We start from the raw sequence: 18,814 nt of genomic DNA, 5'->3' as shown, positions 1-18,814 counted from the left end.
CTTTCAGGAGCCTGGGATGTCAGAAAGAGAGAAATTGCTGCGTGGTGAGGTATATAACAGCCGTGATGATGAGCTGATTGCCATGTACCATCGGGCGAGGAGCCTGACTAAACAGCTCGCAGCGTTGGACTCACCTCAGTCTGAAGAGAAACAGCGTCTGTTGCGTGAGTTGTTTGCAGCATGGGGTGATGACAGCTGGATTGAATTACCGTTCTGGTGCGACTATGGCCAGCATATCAGCATTGGCAGGAATTGCTTTATCAACGTCAATGCGGTGTTTCTTGACTGCAACACCATCACCATTGGTGATAACACGCTGATTGGCCCAAACGCGCAAATCTACACGCCAAGCCACCCGCTCAAGGCCAGCGAGCGGTTTACCGGCAATGCCGATTTTCCGTTCCATACCTCAGCCAAGCCGGTGGTGATTGGCAGTAACGTCTGGATTGGCGGCAACGTGGTGATCCTGCCTGGCGTCACCATTGGTGATGGCACTACCATCGGCGCAGGCAGCGTGGTGACCGAGGATATTCCGGCTAACGTGTTGGCGCTTGGGCAGCCGTGTCGCGTGATCCGACAATTGGAATAGGGCCGAGAGAAAACGTTACCGCTCTGAGATCCTAATCAGAATGAACGACGGTTTCCCCAAGACCGTCGATTGCCGTTATAATAGCCATTTGCGGCATCGGCACAACGCGCTGATTGTCGAGTCCCGGACTTATCAGGTAGCCAGTAACTCAGCATGACGAAAGATATTAATAATACCCAATACGCCGCCAATCGTTTTTCCATTGCCCCTATGCTGGACTGGACCGATCGCCATTGCCGTTACTTCCATCGCCTGCTGAGTAAGGAAACGCTGCTGTACACCGAAATGGTGACCACCGGCGCGATCATCCACGGTAAAGGTGACTACCTGGCATACAGCGAGGAAGAGCACCCCGTGGCTTTGCAGCTAGGGGGCAGCGATCCGGCAGCACTGGCGCACTGTGCCAAACTGGCGGAACAGCGTGGCTATGACGAGATCAACCTTAATGTCGGTTGCCCGTCGGATCGGGTACAAAACGGCATGTTTGGTGCTTGTCTGATGGGGCAGGCGACCTTGGTGGCCGACTGTATCAAGGCGATGCGCGACGTGGTGTCGATCCCGGTGACGGTAAAAACCCGTATTGGCATTGATGATCAGGACAGCTATGAGTTCCTGTGCGATTTTATCTCTACCGTTGCCGGGCGTGGGGAATGCGATATGTTCACCATTCATGCCCGTAAAGCCTGGCTTTCCGGCCTGAGCCCGAAAGAAAACCGTGAAGTCCCTCCGTTGGACTATCCGCGTGTTTATCAGTTGAAACGTGACTTCCCGGCGTTGACCATTGCGATCAACGGCGGCGTGAAAACGCTGGAAGAAGCCCAACAGCACCTGCAGCATCTGGACGGTGTGATGATGGGGCGCGAGGCGTACCAAAATCCTGGCATTCTGGCGCGGGTGGACAGCGAGATTTTCGGCCGCCAGAGCGAGGTGATGGACAGCGTGGCGATTATCGAATCGCTGTATCCGTACATCGAGCGCGAGCTAGCGAACGGAACCTATCTGGGTCACATCACTCGCCATATTCTTGGCCTGTTCCAGGGCATTCCTGGCGCGCGGCAGTGGCGCCGCCATCTGAGTGAAAATGCCCATAAGCCAGGGGCCGATGTGCGCACCGTCGAACAGGCTTTGGCATTGGTGCGCTCACCTCGCACTGAAATGGCATAATCGGCAAAAAATTTGACTAAAAGTTGGTTTTTTTGACCAATGGCGCCACCGGTTGTGGCGCTATTTTTATATAATTTCAATAAGTTATCATTGACTTCAAGTTGGCACGTTTCTTGTAAAGAACAAGACAGACCTATTGTTTTGCCAAGGAGCAACCCATGTTAGAACTGTTCTTTCTGATCGGCTTTGTCGCCATGCTGCTGGTAACGGGTATTTCACTGCTGGGCGTGATGGCTGCGTTATTTGTGGCCGCGGCTTTTATGCTGCTGGGCGGGCTGTTTGCCATGGTGTTTAAACTGCTGCCGTGGCTGATCCTGGCGGTGGTTGGCGTGTGGATATACCGTTCTATGCAGAAACCACAGATACGGCGCTATTAATATTTTTTGCCGAAATATCAGTCAGTCACGCTGAAACTCACTAGGCAGATTGCTTGCCAGTGTGGCGGGGATCACAGCTTGATGTTTTAAATGCGAATGCGGCACATTAATCATATTTTTTACTTATCGAGGCTGCTAGGATGGCTCCGCAGCAGTGATGCTAATCATTTTCATCACCGCGAGAGCTGACAAGAGTGTTGCTTGAAGCAACCCCCATCTCTGGCGGACTCTGCTCTACCCCTACAAAGCGCTGTAAACTAGAAAGGGCCCCTTATGAGGCCCTTTCTTTTTGCTGCTACAGGACAGGGATCAGCAGGCTGGAACCGCTGGTCTGGCGGCTTTCCAGGATCTGGTGTGCCCGCTGGGCATCTGCCAACGCAAACTTTTGTGTTTCCTTCACGTCAACGTTGATCGCACCACTGCCTATCAGCGAAAACAGCTCGTTACTGGCAAACTGCAATTCCTGGCGGTTGGTGATGTAACCGTTGAGTGAAGGGCGGGTGACGTACAGCGAGCCTTTCTGATTGAGTAACGCCAGATCGACGCCGGTAACCGGGCCGGAGGCATTACCAAAGCTCACCATCAGCCCGCGGCGCTTCAGGCTGTTCAAAGAGTCCTGCCAGGTACTTTGCCCTACGGAGTCATAGACCACGTTAACCTTTTCGCCGTTGGTCAGTTCAGCTACGCGCTGGGCAATGTTTTCCTGGCGATAATTGATGGTAGCCCAGGCTCCGGCACGCAAGGCAAGCTCTGCTTTTTCATCTGAACCCACGCTGCCGATCAGTTTGGCACCCAACGCTTTGGCCCACTGACAGGCAATCAGCCCGACGCCCCCTGCGGCGGCATGGAACAGGAACACCTCTCCTGGCTTGATCTCATAGGTTTGTCGCAGCAGATAATGTACGGTCAACCCTTTGAGGAACGAGGCAGCACCCTGTTCGAAAGTGAGGTTATCCGGCAGGATAGCTATCTTTTCCAGCGGGACGTTGTGAACTTCGCTATAGGCACCCAGTGCGGACTGGGCATAAACCACGCGATCGCCCGGTTTGACCGCGCTGACACCTGCCCCGACCTTGATGACTATCCCAGCCGCTTCGGTACCTAACCCGCTAGGGAAGTTTGCCGGTGGGTACAGGCCGCTACGTACGTAGGTATCGATATAGTTGATACCGATCGCCTTGTTCTCGACCTGAACCTCCCCCGCAGCGGGATCGACAGGAGTAAAATCAACATACTGCAGCACTTCTGGGCCGCCGGTGGCGGAGAATTGGATGCGTTTTGACATGTTGCTACCTCGTTTAAATGGCTGTTTTCACCCTACGCTTATCAGCCCACACTATCTAGCTCGTTGCGCAGTGATTAATCCTTTTTTGCGCAGGGAATCATGACTGAAAATCACGTATACTCTTGCGTCAGCTACCCCCATTCGCAACTGAATAAAGAATAGGCTTCATGGCAGGCAAAAAACCAACCAACAAGACAAACACGTACGAACCCAGAGACCGCCAGATGGAAGGGCTGAAGATGCCGCCACATTCGCTGGAGGCGGAGCAGTCCGTGTTGGGCGGTTTGATGCTGGATAACGAACGCTGGGATAACGTGGCGGAGCGCGTGGTCGCCAACGACTTCTTCAGCCGTCCACACCGCCTGATCTTTACCGAAATGCAGCGTCTGCTGGAGATGAGCCGGCCCATCGACCTGATCACGCTGTCCGAATCGTTGGAACAGAGGGGCGATCTGGAAACGGTGGGCGGTTTTGCCTATCTGGCAGAATTATCGAAAAACACCCCAAGTGCGGCCAACATTGGTGCATATGCCGACATCGTACGTGAACGTGCGGTAGTTCGTGAAATGATCTCCGTCGCCAACGAAATCGCCGATGCGGGTTACGATCCGCAAGGGCGCAGTAGCGAAGATCTGCTCGATCTGGCGGAATCCCGGGTATTCCAGATCGCGGAAAACCGTGCCAGCAAAGATGAAGGCCCCAAAGGTATCGAACGTATTCTGGAAGATACCGTCGCCCGCATTGAACAGCTCTATCAGCAGCCGCACGACGGTGTTACCGGCGTAGACACCGGCTATCACGATCTCAACAAGAAAACCGCCGGTCTGCAAAAGTCTGACCTGATCATCGTCGCGGCCCGTCCGGCAATGGGTAAAACCACCTTCGCGATGAACCTGTGCGAACATGCCGCGATGACGCAGGATAAACCGGTGCTGATCTTCAGCCTGGAGATGCCCTGCAACCAGATTATGATGCGTATGCTGGCCTCGCTGTCGCGCGTGGATCAGACCCGTATCCGTACCGGCCAACTGGATGACGAGGATTGGGCGCGGATCTCGAGCACCATGGGGATCCTGCTGGAGAAGCGCAATATGTATATTGACGACTCCTCTGGCCTGACGCCTACCGAAGTGCGCTCCCGCGCGCGGCGTATTTTCCGTGAACATGACGGGATCAGCCTGATCATGATCGACTACCTGCAGTTGATGCGCGTGCCGTCACTCTCCGACAACCGTACCTTGGAGATTGCTGAAATTTCCCGCTCGCTCAAAGCGTTGGCGAAAGAGCTGCAGGTGCCGGTGGTGGCACTGTCGCAGTTGAACCGTAGCCTGGAACAGCGCGCCGATAAGCGCCCGGTTAACTCCGACCTGCGTGAATCTGGCTCCATCGAGCAGGATGCCGACCTGATTATGTTCATCTACCGTGATGAGGTTTATCACGAGAACAGCGATCTGAAAGGGATTGCCGAAATTATTCTGGGTAAGCAGCGTAACGGCCCGATTGGTACCGTACGCCTGACTTTTAACGGCCAGTGGTCACGCTTCGATAACTATGCGGGGCCACAATATGATGACGAATAATCAGCTAAGGAATTGAAATGAAAGCGGCAACTGCTGTTATCGACCGCCGCGCCCTGCGACACAACCTGCAACAGATCCGTCGCCTGGCGCCGCAAAGCCGCCTGATTGCCGTGGTGAAAGCCAACGCCTATGGACATGGCCTGTTGGAAACGGCTCATACCTTGCAAGATGCCGACTGTTACGGCGTAGCGCGTATCGGCGAAGCATTGATGCTGCGTGCCGGTGGCATCGTTAAACCGATCCTGCTGCTGGAAGGTTTTTTCTGTGCTGAAGATTTGCCCGCGCTGGTGGCGAATAATATCGAAACCGCCGTTCACAGCATCGAACAGCTTGAAGCGCTGGAGCAGGTTGAACTGGCGCACCCGGTATCGGTATGGATGAAGCTCGATAGCGGTATGCATCGTCTGGGCGTGCGTCCGGAACAGGCAGAGGCGTTCTACCAGCGTTTGAGCGCCTGTCGCAACGTGGTTCAGCCTGTCAATATCATGAGCCACTTCAGCCGCGCCGACGAGCCCTTGGTGGATGCTACCGAAAAGCAAATCAGCTGCTTTGAGCATTTCGCCAACGATAAGCCGGGCCTGAAGTCGATCGCGGCTTCCGGTGGGATCTTGCTGTGGCCACAGGCTCATCGTGACTGGGTACGCCCGGGGATTATCCTGTATGGCGTATCCCCGTTGGAGAAGCCCTACGCCGATCATTTTGGGCTGCAACCAGCCATGACGCTGAAATCCAGCCTGATCGCGGTGCGTGAGCATCGAGCTGGTGAACCGGTGGGCTACGGCGGGCTATGGGTGAGTGAACGAGATACCCGCCTGGGCGTAGTGGCGATGGGCTATGGCGACGGTTATCCACGCAGTGCGCCTTCTGGCACGCCGGTATGGCTGAACGGACGTGAAGTACCGATCGTCGGCCGCGTCTCCATGGATATGATTTCCGTCGATCTGGGGCCGGATGCCAGCGATAAGGTGGGTGACGAAGTGGTGCTGTGGGGTAATGAACTGCCGGTTGAACGGGTGGCTGCCTTTAGCGGCATCAGCGCTTATGAACTGATCACCAAGCTTACCCAGCGCGTCACGATGGAATATATAGGCGAGTAACTTCCCCAAGTCTCACACTACTGCGTAAGGGCGCCGCATGTGCGCCCGCTTAACGTATTAGGTGAGGAGGAGCTTTACTTCTTCACTGCCAGCCACTGGCCGATAATCTTCTGATACTCCCCGCTGGCCTTGCTCAAGTGCAGCCACTGATCGACATACAGCTTCCAACTCATATCATCACGCGGCAACATATAGGCCTTCTCACCGTACTGCATCGGCTTATCCGGGTTCACCGCACACAGCTTGGGATAACGTTTCTGCTGGTACAGGGCTTCGGAGGCATCGGTGATCATCACGTCGGCCTTGCGATCCACCAACTGCTGGAAAATGCCCATATTATCGTGGGACAGCGTCAGGTTGGCCTTGGGCAGATGAGCACGGACAAAGGCTTCGTTAGTGCCACCGGCAGGCTCGATCAGCCGCACCGCAGGTTTGTTAATCTGCTCAATGGTGCGGTATTTTTTCACGTCGGTACAACGTACCAGCGGGATCTTGCCGTCGGTATCAAGCCGCTCGGCAAAAAACACCTGCTTCTGGCGTTCCAGCGTCACTGAGATCCCCCCCATGGCGATATCACATTTCCCGGCCACGAAGTCAGGCGTCAGGGTTTTCCAGGTGGTTTTTACCCATTTCACTTTGGCCCCCAGACTGTTGGCCAGCGACTCGGCCATAGCGATATCAATGCCTTCGTAGCTGCCATCCTCTTTCAGGAAGGTGTAGGGCTTGTAATCGCCGGTGGTACAGACCGTCAGCGTTTTTTGCTGCAATACCTTGTCCAGATTGGATTGTGCGCTGGCGCTCCCGGTGGCGACCAGCAAGGCGAGAGGCAATAGTTTTTTCATCAAATTTCCTTTTCATGTCGACAAATACATTTGTGGTTTTATGCGCGGTTTTGCCGTTAATTGTTGTTGGTTTGCGTAATTTGGCCGTTTTTTATGCCATTTCTGAGCAAGGAAGCTGGCTTTGCTGCTATGTCTCTCACAACCCGCCAGCACCGATGGTTGCAAGACTAAAAAAGCTGCTAGTCTGTAGCGTCAACATTTATTAACACATTTTACAGGTGGCTATGTACAACATTGACGATTTTGATATGAAAATCCTGACGCTGTTACAGGCCAATGGCCGTCTGACCAATCAGGAACTGAGCGAACTGGTCGGGCTTTCGGCCTCGCAATGCTCGCGCCGCCGTATCAGCCTGGAGCAGGCCCAGTTGATCAAAGGGTATCACGCCAGGTTGGCACCGGAGGCGATGGGATTAGGACTGGTGGGGCTGATAGAGGTAAGCCTGCTGACCCATACCCAAGAGCAGATCGACAGTTTCCATCAGATGCTGGCAGAAGTGGACGCAATTGTTGACGTTTATAAAACTACCGGCGATGCCGACTACCTGCTGAAAGTGGCGGTAGCAGACCTGCCAGCGTTAAGTGAGTTTATCAGCCAGAAGCTTTCCCGCCATAAAAGCGTCGGGCATATCAAAACGGCGGTGGTGCTGGAACGGATCAAAGAAAACGGTTTGCTTCCGGTGACCAGATAAAGCTAAAACCCAACGCCGATTTGTGGCTATATTAGGGACTGTGCCCGAACAACCAAAATCAGGAGAACCAACCCGTGTTCCAGAATGTTGAAGCCTATGCAGGTGACCCGATCCTGTCGCTGATGGAAAAATTCAAAAAAGATCCCCGTGCGCACAAGGTGAACCTGAGTATTGGCCTTTACTACAATGAGCAAGGCATCATCCCACAGATGAAGGCCGTTGCCGCTGCTGAAGCCCAACTTAACAGCGTTGAACAGGGGGCCTCGGTCTACCTGCCGATGGAAGGCCTACAGCCTTACCGTAGCGCAATCCAGCAACTGTTATTTGGTGCTGAACACCCCATGCTGCAACAAGGGCGCATTGCCACCGTTCAAACCGTGGGCGGTTCTGGTGCGTTGAAAGTGGGGGCTGACTTCCTGAAAAGCTATTTCCCGGACTCTCAGGTTTGGGTCAGCGATCCGACTTGGGAAAACCACGTGGCCATCTTTGGTGGCGCCGGTTTCAAAGTGAATACTTACCCCTATTTCGACGGTGAAAAACTGGGGGTGAAATTTGATGCCATGCTGAGCACGCTGCAACAGCTGCCGGCCAAGAGCATTGCCCTGCTGCATCCTTGCTGTCATAACCCGACCGGTTCCGATCTCACCAATGCCCAGTGGGATCAGGTGGTTAAAGTGATCGCCGAACGTGAACTGATCCCGTTCCTCGACATCGCCTATCAAGGCTTTGGCGGCGGAATGGATCAGGATGCCTACGCCATTCGCGCCATTGCGGCTGCCGGTTTGCCGTGCCTGGTGAGCAACTCATTCTCGAAAATCTTCTCACTGTACGGTGAGCGCGTGGGTGGGCTTTCTGTGGTGTGTGAAAGCAGCGAAGCCGCCGAGCGTGTGCTGGGGCAGCTGAAAGCGACCGTGCGCCGTAACTACTCCAGCCCACCGAACTTCGGTGCTCAGGTGGTGGCAAAAGTGCTGAACGATGCGCAGTTGAAAGCGCAATGGTTGGCCGAAGTGGAGTCCATGCGCAACCGTATTCTGGAGATGCGTAAAGCGCTGGTCGAAACGCTCAAGGGCGCGTTGCCACAGCGTAACTTCGATTACCTGCTCGAGCAGCGCGGCATGTTCAGCTACACCGGCTTCAGCGCGGCTCAGGTTGACCGGCTGCGTGAAGAGTTCGGTGTCTATCTGATCCACAGCGGTCGTATGTGTGTGGCGGGCCTGAACCACAATAACGTTCGTCAAGTGGCCGAGGCCTTTGCCGCGGTGCAGTAACGACCTGAATGCATTGATTTTAGGGGCGATAGCGATATCGCCCCTTATTGTTTCTGCGTGTTGGCGGTTGCCGCCAACTGGATAAAGAATATACTGTCTGAGAGCGCTAAGACTTTTCGCAAGCGCCATCAAGCCTTGCTTTCAGCGACCAGGCGCGGTTCTCTATCTGACTGGCAGGGTATCTGGCTGGTAACAGCATACTCACAGTGGTTCGCGCCGCATTGTGTCTTTCGGGAAATAACCCAATGAATAACTCAGCACTGCTGGAATACTGCATGGCGAAACCTGGCGCACACCAAAGCGATCAAAACCAATGGCAGGCCAGCCAGATCAAGGTGGGTGATGTCATGTTCGCTATGGTGTGTGAAGTGCAGGGTCGCCCAGCGTTGGCGATCAAAAGCAGCCCGGAGCTGGCAGAAAGCCTACGTGAGCAGCATCCGGAAATCGTCCCCTGCGAACATTTGAATAAAGCCCATTGGAACGCGGTATTTCTGGACGGCAACTTGCCCAATTCGCAGTTTTATCATTTGATCGACAGCTCATATCGTTTGGTGCTGGAAGGGTTGCCCGATCAGGTGCGCCAAGAGCTGCGCATTTGAATTTATAGGTGGCCAGGCCTGTTGGCTCAAGAGTGGCGACAGGCCAGAGGACGACGCCCCCGATACCTATGGGGAAATTTTATTTTGTAGGCCAATATCGTTTACTGCGTTATTTAGTTCTGAGAAACAGGATTGGCAAGGTTTTTTTTGGTTTAATTCCACTAATTAGATTATTTTCTATTAATTGGCGCATATTTAAATTTTGATAAAAATAGGGTTATAATTTATTTTAAATACACGGAACTGTTAATTAAGAGAGTTCTCATTGGAATTTAAATTATGACTGTGTTATTAATGCGTCTATATCAATCTGCTTAAAGGCAAATAAGGATAAGGGATCCGTAGGGGAACCTACTAAAAGGAAATTTAATTATGAAACTGCATCATTCAATATTTCTCGTACTGCCACTGCTCGTTTATTCCTCATTATCATTGGCGGCGCCAAATTGTGCAATAAAAGAACAAAAACTGCGAGAGCAGCTCGAGTACGCGACGCGTTATGGCAATGTCCATCGTGTTGAGGGGCTGAATCGGGCCTTGGCCAATGTGCAGACCTACTGCCACGGTGGTTACAAAGGCCGTTATAATAGATACGATTATGCACCTGCCACTCAGCCGTTCGAATTCGATCGCCAGTATGAAATTGCCAAGAAGCAACGTAAGGTAGAGAAAAGAAAACAAGAGCTATATGAAGCACAGCTCAAAGGCAAACCGAGCAAAATTGCTAAGCGACAGAGAAAATTAGCTGAGGCCGAATTTGAACTGAAGCAGGTGGAGTCATGGGGAAGGTAGCCTTGCCGATATGAGTATATTTTAGCTGCAGATAAATAATGCTGAATTTGGGTGGTGAGAGTTATTTCACCACTGCGCGGCACTTACATATCCGTGTGATAGTTAAAACCCCAAATCCGCTCCTGCCATTCTAAGGTGGAAACTTATTGCTGTCCCTAGGTTGCGCCGTAATAACGGCCAACATGCCGAGCTTGGTGTTCGGAATGTTGGCCACGGTGTTATCTCTGCAACATCGGTTTCAGGAACCGCGCGGTATGAGACTCTTTACAGTTGGCCACGGTTTCCGGCGTGCCGGACACCAGGATCTCACCGCCGCCGCTGCCGCCTTCTGGCCCCAGATCGACGATCCAGTCCGCCGTCTTGATGACGTCCAGGTTGTGTTCAATCACCACGATGGTGTTGCCCTGATCGCGTAACTGATGCAGTACCGCCAGCAACTGCTGGATATCGGCGAAGTGTAGGCCGGTAGTAGGCTCATCGAGGATATACAGCGTCTGACCAGTACCCCGTTTCGACAGCTCACGCGCCAGTTTCACACGCTGCGCTTCACCACCGGAAAGGGTGGTGGCCGACTGCCCGAGGCGGATATAGGAAAGCCCAACCTCCATCAACGTTTGCAGCTTACGCGCCAAGGCGGGCACGGCATCGAAGAAGTCACGGGCTTCCTCAATGGTCATTTCCAGCACTTCATGGATGTTTTTACCCTTGTACTTCACTTCCAACGTTTCGCGGTTATAGCGTTTGCCTTTGCACTGATCGCAAGGCACGTAGATATCCGGCAGGAAGTGCATCTCTACCTTGATCACGCCGTCGCCCTGGCAGGCTTCGCAGCGGCCGCCCTTGACGTTAAAGCTGAAACGGCCCGGCGTGTAGCCACGGGTACGGGATTCAGGTACTCCGGCAAACAGCTCGCGCACCGGGGTGAAGATCCCGGTATAGGTGGCCGGGTTAGAGCGTGGCGTACGGCCAATTGGGCTCTGATCGATATCGATCACCTTGTCGAAATGTTCCAGGCCGGTCACTTCGCGGTAAGGAGCCGCTTCGGCAATGGTTGCACCGTTGAGCTGGCGTTGGGCGATCGGGAACAGCGTATCGTTGATCAGCGTTGACTTGCCGGAACCGGAAACGCCGGTAATGCAGGTAAACAGCCCGACAGGCAGCGTAAGCGTCACGTCCTTCAGGTTGTTGCCGCGTGCGCCGCTGAGTTTCAGCACTTTGCTCGGATCCGCGGGCACGCGTTCGGCCGGAATGGCGATTGAGCGCTTGCCGCTAAGGAACTGACCGGTCAGTGAATCCGGTTGGGCCATGATGTCATCGACGGTGCCTTCCGCTACCACCTGGCCGCCGTGAACACCAGCACCAGGGCCGATATCGATCACGTGGTCGGCTGCGCGGATTGCATCTTCATCGTGTTCTACCACGATCACCGTGTTACCCAGGTTACGCAGGTGGATCAGGGTTTCCAGCAAGCGTTCGTTATCGCGCTGGTGCAGGCCAATGGATGGCTCATCCAGCACGTACATCACGCCTACCAGACCAGCACCGATCTGGCTTGCCAGGCGAATACGCTGGGCTTCACCGCCGGACAGCGTTTCCGCAGAGCGTGACAGTGAAAGGTAGTTCAGCCCGACGTTAACCAGGAACTTGAGACGATCGCCGATCTCTTTCAACACCTTCTCGGCGATCTGGGCACGTTGACCGCTCAGCTTCATATTCTGGAAGAAGGTCATGGCATGGCCGATGCTGAGCTCGGAGATCTCCGGCAGCGTAGTATCTTCCACGAACACGTTACGGGCTTCTTCACGCAGGCGGGTGCCACGGCACGAGGCGCAAGGGCGGTTGCTGATAAATTTGGCCAGCTCTTCACGCACCGCGCTGGATTCGGTTTCTTTGTAGCGGCGCTCCATATTATGCAGCACGCCTTCAAACGGATGGCGGCGCACGGTGGTGTCACCGCGATCGTTGATGTATTTGAATTCGACCGACTCTTTGCCCGAACCGCTCAGTACCGCTTTCTGCACGTTGGCATCCAGGCTGCTGAACGGGGCTTCCACATCAAAGCTATAGTGCTCCGCCAGCGAGCGCAGCATCTGGAAATAATAGAAATTACGGCGGTCCCAACCGCGGATAGCGCCACCGGCCAGAGAAAGCTCGGGGTTCTGAACCACACGCTCAGGATCGAAGAACTGCTGCACGCCCAGTCCGTCACAAGTAGGGCAGGCGCCGGCCGGGTTGTTGAACGAGAACAGCCGGGGTTCCAGCTCGCGCATGCTGTAGCCGCAGATGGGGCAGGCAAAGTTGGCGGAGAACAGCAGTTCATCGGCCTTTTCGTCATCCATATCGGCGACGACGGCGGTACCGCCGGACAGTTCCAATGCGGTTTCAAACGATTCGGCCAAACGCTGTGCCAGATCGTCACGCACTTTGAAACGGTCCACCACTACTTCAATGGTGTGTTTCTTTTGCAGTTCCAGCTTTGGCGGATCGGAGAGATCGCACACTTCACCGTCGATACGCGCGCGGATATAGCCCTGGGTTGCCAGGTTTTCCAGCGTCTTGGTGTGTTCACCCTTACGATCTTTAACTACCGGTGCCAACAGCATCAGGCGTTTGCCTTCCGGCTGGTTGAGCACGTTATCCACCATCTGGCTGACGGTTTGTGCCGCCAGCGGAACGTGGTGATCCGGACAACGCGGTTCGCCGACGCGGGCAAACAGCAGGCGCAGGTAATCGTGGATCTCGGTGATGGTCCCGACCGTGGAGCGCGGGTTATGCGAGGTCGATTTCTGCTCGATGGAGATCGCCGGGGATAGACCTTCAATATGGTCGACGTCCGGTTTTTCCATCAGCGAAAGAAACTGGCGAGCGTAGGCAGAGAGCGACTCAACGTAGCGCCGCTGCCCCTCGGCATACAGGGTATCAAAAGCCAGTGAGGACTTGCCTGAACCTGATAAACCGGTGACGACGATCAGCTTGTCGCGCGGGATAATCAGGTTGATGTTTTTGAGATTGTGGGTTCGAGCACCACGAACTTCGATATTGTCCATTTACACTTCCCGTCTTGATGATACACCGCGCCTGTCTGCGTTCTTTTGTGGGCGATTATGTGATCTATTGCGCAAAAAAACGGCTCGGCCAGTACGAAACGCATAATTATGGCACAAAAAAACCTGAATGAATATCCAGTATACGAATGCAACAAGGTCGATCGCCGGGACATTTTTGGAAGGCACTTCGCAGGTATAATCTAAGCAGGTGGCATGCTACAATTTGTGGTTTAGACTATCCAAAATGTGGTCTGAATCCACTTAAATGACTCATCGGGAGATCGAACATGGCCAGCAGAGGCGTAAACAAAGTAATTTTGGTCGGGAATCTGGGTCAAGACCCTGAGGTCCGTTACATGCCTAATGGCGGCGCAGTTGCCAACATTACCCTGGCGACCTCCGAGAGCTGGCGTGACAAGGCTACTGGCGAGCAGAAAGAAAAAACGGAATGGCACCGCGTGGTGTTGTTCGGCAAGCTGGCAGAAGTGGCGGGTGAATACCTGCGTAAAGGTTCCCAGGTTTACATCGAGGGTGCATTGCAGACCCGTAAATGGACCGATCAGGCGGGCGTAGAAAAATACACCACCGAAATCGTGGTCAACGTGGGTGGCACCATGCAGATGTTGGGCGGCCGCCAAGGTGGTGGTGCTCCAGCAGGCGGCGGCGCTCCAGCGGGTGGCCAGCAGGGCGGTTGGGGTCAACCTCAGCAGCCACAGGGTGGCAACCAGTTCAGCGGTGGTCAACAGCAGCAGGCTCGCCCAGCGCAAAACAGCGCACCAGCGGCCAGCAACGAACCACCAATGGACTTTGACGACGATATTCCGTTCTGATTGTCCTCAGGTTCAAAACGAAAAGCCCCTTTTTGGGGCTTTTTTGCTTTAGAGGGCATTACGCTGAGAAGCCACCGTCAATCGCCAGGCTGGCACCGGTGATATATCCCGCCTCCGGCCCCGCCAGATAAGCCACAAAGCTGGCAATCTCTTCATCCTTACCATAACGGCCAACGGCCATCATCGGTTTCAACTGTTCGGCAAAATCGCCATCTGCCGGGTTCATATCGGTATCTACCGGGCCGGGCTGGACGTTATTGACGGTAATGCCGCGTGAACCCAGATCGCGAGCCATGCCCTTGGTTAAGCCGACCAGCGCCGACTTGCTCATGGCGTAGATCGCTCCACCGGCAAACGGCATACGCTCGGCGTTGGTGCTGCCGATATTGATAATGCGACCATTATCATTCATATGGCGGGCGGCCTCCTGGCTGGCAACAAATACGCTGCGGACGTTAACGGCCAGCGTGCGATCCAGATCTGCTAACGACAATTCCTCCAGGTTACCCATTGCCAGCACGCCCGCGTTATTCACCAGAATATCCAGCTTGCCGAAGCTGTTTACCGTCTGGCGTATAGCCTGTTGCAGAGCCTCTGCGTCGGCACTGTCTGCACGGATGGCAATGGCTTGACCGCCAGCCGCCGTAATGGCTTCAACCACCTCATCGGCTTTATCGGGGGAGGAAACGTAGGTGAATGCGACGGTAGCGCCTTCACGTGCCAGGCGTTTAACGATGGCGGCACCGATACCGCGTGAACCACCTTGGACAAAAGCTACTCGGCCAGACAGAAGTTGGGTTACCGACATGATATCTCTCCAAAAGTTGTAATGGTTATAAATAGCAACTGCAGTATCTGGGAAAACGCAGGCAGGGGATTGCCAAAATGGGCCATGTGCCGGTTGGCTGGCGGGGATGGGTTACATTATAGAGTAGTCTGGTTGTTCCGGTTTGTATTACCGGTTAAAACGCGAAAAGCCCCTTGCGGGGCTCATAATCTGACGATTAGTTAAAAATTTCTGCTGTGCCGTAAAGCTTGTTCTGGCCACCGGCGGAAACGATACGGTAAGAGTTGGCACCGGATGCGGCCGCTTTGCTTGCCAGTTCGGCTTCCAGAGCGCTCAGGTTGCTGGCACCGCTTACGGAAACCACACCGATTTTCTGTGAGTCGGCAGTTGGCTGGCTGGTGACCTGGTCAGCGGCAATGCTGGCGAAAGAAGCGGAAGTTAACAGTACAGCGGTAGCAAAAATTTTGATGCTTTTCATAATTCAATCCTCAGGGGTTTTGTTAGGTGAGAGGCCGTTGTCTCTCGATGTGTTGAATGATAGGCCACTTGGCGGTAATGGAAAATCGGAGAGTTTTGAGTATCTACATCAAATAAATTGAATTATACGTAGGGTTGGCGATAGTTGAAATCACAACTACCTTTTAACCTGGGCGTCAAGGGAGCGAATGTGATGACAACGAATCAGTTTATTGGCAGTTGGCCACTATCGGATTGATGAAGATAAACAGTGCGTCATTCATCGGGTCGAGGGGTGTTCGTTCCCCAACTGGCTGGGTAGCCAGCAGATCCGCTTCTACAGTTTCACTGGCGAGACACTCACATTACGCACCGTGCCGTTGCAACTGGACAACAGCGTGCAAATTGGCGAATTGGTGTGGCAACGGCTCCAGGCCGCTGAGGGAGAAAAATCATGATTATCGTGCATCATCTGAACAACTCGCGTTCGCAGCGCATTTTATGGTTTCTGGAGGAGCTCGGTGTTCCCTATCAGGTTCTGCGTTATCAACGCGATAAAACCACCATGCTGGCACCGCCCGAATTGAAAAAGATCCACCCGTTGGGCAAATCGCCGGTAGTGGTAGACGGCGATCTGACACTGGCCGAGTCGGGCGCCATTATTGAATACCTGCAGGAAGCCTATGACGCACAAGGGTTATTCACGCCCACGGATTTTCACGCTCGCCAGGAGTATCGCTATTGGCTGCACTATGCAGAAGGGTCGTTGATGCCGCTGCTGGTAATGAAACTGGTGTTTAGCCGTTTAGGACACCCGCCGATCCCATGGGTGATACGCCCGATTGCCGGGGCGATCGGTAAAGGGGTACAGAGAGAGTATCTGGATAAGCAGATTGTCACGCATCGCGATTATCTGGAGCAACACCTGAATAAAAGTACCTGGTTTGTAGGCAATGAATTCAGCGCTGCGGATATCCAGATGAGTTTCCCTGTGGAGGCGCTAGCTGGGCGAGGCGGGCTGGAGGGGTGCCCGAAACTGCAAGACTACCTGCAACGCATTCACGCGCGTCCTGCATATCAACGGGCTCTGGAACAGGGGGGGCCGTTTAGCGTGCTGGGGTGAAGGCTTGAACTATACTCGATAGGGTCACTTTCATAGGAGGTAGCCCATGGCTACGCAAATTTTTGTTAACCTGCCCGTCAGCAATTTGCCCGCTTCTATCGAGTTCTTCCGCCAACTGGGGTTTATCTTCAACCCGCAGTTTACCGATGACACTGCCGCCTGCATGGTCGTGAGTGAGAGTATTTACGTGATGTTGCTGACTCACGAGAAATTCCAACTGTTTACCCCCAATCCCGTCAGCGATGCCAACAAAGCGACGGAAGTGCTGATTTGCCTGTCGCAACCCAGCCGTGCTGCGGTAGACGCGTTGGTACGCAAAGCCATTGCCGCCGGTGGCAATACCTATAATCAGCCACAGGATTACGGCACTATGTATGGCCATGGCTTCCAGGATTTGGACGGTCATATCTGGGAGTTGATGTACATGGATGAGCAGGCGATGCAATCGCAATAATCTTTTCCGCCCCAAGCTGTCGGGGCGATCTCTCCTCTTCAAGTCGTAATGTGATAAACCTCACATCTTCAACAATGAGCGATCCCAATACGTTTTCGCATAAATTGTCGCGATCTTTAGTTGATCAGACGGCATAGAAGGCTAGATAATCGTTTGCCTTGAAAATCCCACCCGGTAGCGTTTGGGATTTTTGGGGATAAGACCATCATAAATCACCCGCTGCATGCGATGAGAGTTAAACGTTTGCCTTTTACACGGTGTCTGTTGCCGCGTTCCTGAAGGGTAAGGAAGCGAACGTGACGGAAACGGTTTCGTAATGACCATGCATCAGTGGGATAACAAGCCACTTCATCCAGGCTGGCAGCAATGAAAAACAGGGGACAGCAACATGTCGAATTCTCAAGCAAATAACGCCGTGACACCCAAAGGCGGGCTTGATGCGTACTTTAAACTTACAGCACGGGGTACCAACGTGCGTCAGGAAGTGGTGGCAGGGCTAACCACCTTCCTGGCGATGGTCTACTCGGTGATCGTGGTTCCCAGCATGCTGGGTAAAGCCGGTTTCCCACCGACTGCGGTATTCGTTGCCACCTGCCTGGTTGCCGGTTTGGGGTCGTTGCTGATGGGCTTGTGGGCCAACCTGCCGATGGCGATTGGTTGTGCCATTTCACTGACGGCGTTCACCGCCTTTAGCCTGGTGCTGGGTCAGCAGATCAGCATTCCCGTGGCGCTGGGCGCGGTATTCCTGATGGGGATCCTGTTTACCATCATCTCGATTACCGGTATCCGCTCCTGGATCCTGCGTAACCTGCCAATGGGAGTGGCGCACGGCACCGGTATTGGTATCGGCCTGTTCCTGCTGTTGATCGCGGCTAACGGTGTCGGCCTGGTGGTGAAAAATCCGCTGGATGGTTTGCCTGTAGCGCTGGGAGCATTTACCTCGTTTCCGGTGGTGATGACGTTAATCGGCTTGGCGGTGATCTTCGGCCTGGAAAAACTGCGTGTACCTGGCGGCATCTTGCTGGTCATTATTGCCATTTCGGTTATCGGCCTGATTTTCGACCCGGCGGTGAAATACCAAGGGTTGTTCGCCATGCCTAGCCTGGCGGGGCCGGATGGCAAATCGCTGATCTTCAGCCTGGATATCATGGGGGCGTTACAACCGGTGGTGTTGCCAAGCGTGTTGGCATTGGTAATGACTGCGGTGTTTGACGCCACTGGCACCATCCGTGCGGTCGCCGGGCAGGCCAATCTGCTGGATAAAGATGGCCAGATCATTAACGGTGGCAAAGCGCTGACCTCTGATTCCCTGAGCAGCATTTTCTCCGGGCTGGTTGGGGCTGCACCTGCCGCGGTTTATATCGAATCTGCCGCAGGTACGGCGGCGGGCGGTAAAACCGGCCTGACGGCCACCGTAGTTGGGCTGTTATTCCTGCTGATCCTGTTCCTGTCGCCGCTGTCCTATCTGGTGCCAGTGTACGCCACCGCTCCTGCGCTGATGTACGTTGGCCTGCTGATGTTGAGCAACGTCACCAAGCTGGATTTCGACGACTTTGTCGACGCCATGGCCGGTTTGCTGTGCGCGGTGTTTATCGTGCTGACCTGTAACATTGTGACGGGCATCATGCTGGGCTTCAGCTCGCTGGTGATTGGCCGCGTGTTCTCTGGTGAATGGCGTAGGCTGAATATCGGTACCGTGTTAATCGCGGTGGCGCTGGTGGCATTCTATGCGGGTGGTTGGGCAATTTAAGCCTTTCTTCTACGGGGCCATCCTCCGGCCCCGTCGTTCATTTCCTTAAGACTATTCTTCCCCTTTTCTGCGACGTGTTTTG

At 54.1% G+C, this 18,814-nt stretch carries 19 protein-coding genes; 14 read left to right on the top strand and 5 right to left on the bottom strand.

All coding sequences use genetic code 11. The features are described 5' to 3' along the window. Window positions 1–16 precede the first annotated feature (16 nt). The 3 genes from KGP16_RS24035 (at window position 17) to pspG (ending at window position 2,130) form a co-directional block, all read left to right on the top strand. A complete protein-coding gene (locus tag KGP16_RS24035; RefSeq protein ID WP_059199028.1) occupies window positions 17–589 on the top strand; it encodes a sugar O-acetyltransferase in 573 nt (190 codons plus the stop codon). 153 nt (window positions 590–742) lie between these two features. Beyond that, complete coding sequence (gene dusA / locus KGP16_RS24030) at window positions 743–1,753, top strand: tRNA dihydrouridine(20/20a) synthase DusA (protein WP_024528008.1); 1,011 nt, start codon at window positions 743–745, stop codon at window positions 1,751–1,753. 158 nt (window positions 1,754–1,911) lie between these two features. Then, window positions 1,912–2,130, top strand: a complete 219-nt coding sequence (gene pspG, locus KGP16_RS24025) for an envelope stress response protein PspG (protein WP_021180810.1) — start codon at window positions 1,912–1,914, stop codon at window positions 2,128–2,130. A gap of 295 nt (window positions 2,131–2,425) precedes the next feature. Here the strand turns inward: pspG and KGP16_RS24020 are convergent, their stop codons facing one another. Further along, complete coding sequence (locus KGP16_RS24020; protein ID WP_223500464.1) at window positions 2,426–3,415, bottom strand: quinone oxidoreductase; 990 nt, start codon at window positions 3,413–3,415, stop codon at window positions 2,426–2,428. Window positions 3,416–3,582: 167 nt separating this feature from the next. On the opposite strand from KGP16_RS24020, the gene dnaB reads away from it, so the two are divergent. Both dnaB and alr read left to right on the top strand, forming a co-directional pair. Further along, entirely contained in the window at window positions 3,583–4,995 is a 1,413-nt protein-coding gene (gene dnaB, locus KGP16_RS24015) for a replicative DNA helicase (RefSeq protein WP_024483977.1), read from the top strand. Between the two features lie 17 nt (window positions 4,996–5,012). Next, the gene (gene alr / locus KGP16_RS24010; protein ID WP_094982842.1) at window positions 5,013–6,092 is read left to right on the top strand and encodes an alanine racemase; all 1,080 of its coding nucleotides are present in this window, start codon (window positions 5,013–5,015) and stop codon (window positions 6,090–6,092) included. 74 nt (window positions 6,093–6,166) lie between these two features. On the opposite strand, the gene KGP16_RS24005 is transcribed toward alr, so the two are convergent. Further along, window positions 6,167–6,934 (bottom strand): transporter substrate-binding domain-containing protein, encoded by a 768-nt coding sequence (locus KGP16_RS24005; protein WP_021180806.1) that lies wholly within the window; start codon window positions 6,932–6,934, stop codon window positions 6,167–6,169. Between the two features lie 224 nt (window positions 6,935–7,158). On the opposite strand from KGP16_RS24005, the gene KGP16_RS24000 reads away from it, so the two are divergent. The 4 genes from KGP16_RS24000 (at window position 7,159) to KGP16_RS23985 (ending at window position 10,285) form a co-directional block, all read left to right on the top strand. Then, window positions 7,159–7,626, top strand: a complete 468-nt coding sequence (locus KGP16_RS24000; protein ID WP_161739182.1) for an Lrp/AsnC family transcriptional regulator — start codon at window positions 7,159–7,161, stop codon at window positions 7,624–7,626. A 74-nt stretch (window positions 7,627–7,700) separates the two neighbouring features. Then, complete coding sequence (locus KGP16_RS23995; RefSeq protein WP_179249245.1) at window positions 7,701–8,894, top strand: amino acid aminotransferase; 1,194 nt, start codon at window positions 7,701–7,703, stop codon at window positions 8,892–8,894. A 245-nt stretch (window positions 8,895–9,139) separates the two neighbouring features. After that, complete coding sequence (locus tag KGP16_RS23990; RefSeq protein ID WP_021180803.1) at window positions 9,140–9,493, top strand: MmcQ/YjbR family DNA-binding protein; 354 nt, start codon at window positions 9,140–9,142, stop codon at window positions 9,491–9,493. A 372-nt stretch (window positions 9,494–9,865) separates the two neighbouring features. Beyond that, a complete protein-coding gene (locus KGP16_RS23985) occupies window positions 9,866–10,285 on the top strand; it encodes a DUF1090 domain-containing protein (RefSeq protein ID WP_059199022.1) in 420 nt (139 codons plus the stop codon). 218 nt (window positions 10,286–10,503) lie between these two features. Here KGP16_RS23985 and uvrA read toward each other — a convergent pair whose 3' ends face one another. Next, window positions 10,504–13,332, bottom strand: coding sequence for an excinuclease ABC subunit UvrA (uvrA, locus tag KGP16_RS23980; protein ID WP_223500463.1), 2,829 nt, complete (start codon window positions 13,330–13,332; stop codon window positions 10,504–10,506). Between the two features lie 287 nt (window positions 13,333–13,619). Between uvrA and ssb1 the strand changes: the two genes are divergently transcribed. Next, window positions 13,620–14,162 carry a single-stranded DNA-binding protein SSB1 gene (ssb1, locus tag KGP16_RS23975; protein WP_024483970.1) on the top strand — a complete coding sequence of 181 codons (543 nt, stop codon included), beginning with the start codon at window positions 13,620–13,622 and terminating at the stop codon, window positions 14,160–14,162. Window positions 14,163–14,220: 58 nt separating this feature from the next. Here the strand turns inward: ssb1 and KGP16_RS23970 are convergent, their stop codons facing one another. Then, entirely contained in the window at window positions 14,221–14,970 is a 750-nt protein-coding gene (locus KGP16_RS23970) for a 3-oxoacyl-ACP reductase family protein (RefSeq protein WP_059199020.1), read from the bottom strand. A 196-nt stretch (window positions 14,971–15,166) separates the two neighbouring features. After that, window positions 15,167–15,427 (bottom strand): YdgH/BhsA/McbA-like domain containing protein, encoded by a 261-nt coding sequence (locus KGP16_RS23965; protein ID WP_021180798.1) that lies wholly within the window; start codon window positions 15,425–15,427, stop codon window positions 15,167–15,169. Between the two features lie 211 nt (window positions 15,428–15,638). Between KGP16_RS23965 and KGP16_RS23960 the strand changes: the two genes are divergently transcribed. From KGP16_RS23960 to KGP16_RS23945, 4 genes are all read left to right on the top strand, one after another. Continuing rightward, window positions 15,639–15,863 carry a lipocalin-like domain-containing protein gene (locus KGP16_RS23960; RefSeq protein WP_314733075.1) on the top strand — a complete coding sequence of 75 codons (225 nt, stop codon included), beginning with the start codon at window positions 15,639–15,641 and terminating at the stop codon, window positions 15,861–15,863. Further along, window positions 15,860–16,528: a glutathione S-transferase family protein gene (locus KGP16_RS23955; RefSeq protein ID WP_059199019.1), complete on the top strand. Its 669-nt coding sequence runs from the start codon at window positions 15,860–15,862 to the stop codon at window positions 16,526–16,528. Before KGP16_RS23960 ends, KGP16_RS23955 begins: the two co-directional genes overlap by 4 nt. A gap of 46 nt (window positions 16,529–16,574) precedes the next feature. Continuing rightward, window positions 16,575–16,982 carry a VOC family protein gene (locus KGP16_RS23950; protein ID WP_021180795.1) on the top strand — a complete coding sequence of 136 codons (408 nt, stop codon included), beginning with the start codon at window positions 16,575–16,577 and terminating at the stop codon, window positions 16,980–16,982. A gap of 388 nt (window positions 16,983–17,370) precedes the next feature. Next, the gene (locus KGP16_RS23945; protein WP_039995975.1) at window positions 17,371–18,732 is read left to right on the top strand and encodes an NCS2 family permease; all 1,362 of its coding nucleotides are present in this window, start codon (window positions 17,371–17,373) and stop codon (window positions 18,730–18,732) included. Window positions 18,733–18,814: the final 82 nt, after the last annotated feature.

This window comes from Serratia sp. JSRIV006, from assembly GCF_019968685.1.
Taxonomy (GTDB): Bacteria; Pseudomonadota; Gammaproteobacteria; order Enterobacterales; family Enterobacteriaceae; genus Chania; species Chania fonticola_B.
Note: the sequence above shows the minus strand (reverse complement) of the source record. Positions and strands in the feature narration are given on the sequence as shown.